1 protein-coding gene is annotated in these 1,056 nt (G+C 65.1%); it reads left to right on the plus strand.

Annotated elements, in window-relative coordinates:
• The first annotated feature begins 334 nt into the window (after positions 1-334).
• A complete protein-coding gene (locus ACZ7KI_RS43355) occupies positions 335-970 on the plus strand; it encodes a sigma-70 family RNA polymerase sigma factor (protein WP_470278817.1) in 636 nt (211 codons plus the stop codon).
• Positions 971-1,056 lie beyond the last annotated feature (86 nt).

Raw genomic sequence — 1,056 nt, forward strand, 5'->3', positions numbered from 1 at the left:
CCTTCTTCGGCAAGGAAGAAGTCCGCTACGCCGCAGACTGACCACGCCACATTTGCCTTACGGATCAATAGAACCCGAATCGCCACTCACGACCAACCTGACCCACCCCCACCGGAAGCCTCAAGACGCCACGTTGCCGTACCCCTCATAAACGCGTTTCAGGGCAGGCGGAACACACCAGGGCCGAAAGACCCGACTACTCAGGGCTGCTTTACCGGTGTGACGCGCGTGCGCCCGTCCGTAACGTCTGAAGTATCAAGCAGGACTGGGGTTTCAGGGAGGTGGGGACGATGGGAACGCACAGGTACACGCCGAGAACCACTCATCCGGCAGGATGACCGTGTCCGAAGCCGTGCGTCCGACCTATTCGCCTCGTCCGGGAGAACCGGACGGCGAACTGATCCGCGCGGCCATCGGTGGTGACCCGCGGGCCATCGGGAGCCTGCTGACCCTTCTCCGGCCGATCGTGTTCCGCTACTGCACGGGAAAACTGGGCGTGATGACGCGCGGGATCTCCAGCGCCGACGACTGCGCGCAAGAAGTTCTCATGGCCGTCCTCGTCGCCTTGCCGCGCTACAGCTATCAGAACGAGAGCTTCCTGCCGTACGTGTTCGGGATCGCCGCGCACAAGGTCGCCGACGTCCGGCGGAACCTCGCCCGTGACCCGTCCGCACCGGTGTCCGATCCGGAACCGGAACAGAACGGGCCGTGGAACCCGACCTTCGAAGAGGTCGAGAAGGCGGACCGGAGCCATCGGCTCGCGCGGCTGTTCAAGGTGCTCACGCCGAAGCAGCGGGACGTGCTGGTGTTCCGTGTGATCCTCGGATTCAGCGCCGAGGAGACCGCCGTCGCGCTCGGCGTGGCGAGCGCGGGCGCGGTGCGCGTCACCCAGCACCGGGCGCTCAACGAACTGCGCCGCGTGCTGCGTCAGGACCCCGGCTTCGCAGACGGGCTCACGCTCTTCTATTGATCCGTAAGGCAAATGTGGCATGATCGGGTGATGGTGGCGAGGGTTCGGGTGACGGATGCGCGGCGGCTTTCTCAGCAGTCGCAGGA

It is taken from the genome of Amycolatopsis sp. NPDC039088 (genome assembly GCF_055598845.1).

Coding starts and splice junctions, on each gene's coding strand:
- ACZ7KI_RS43355 (WP_470278817.1), top strand. CDS start 335: ATGACCGTGTCCGAAGCCGTGCGTCCGACCTATTCGCCTCGTCCGGGA.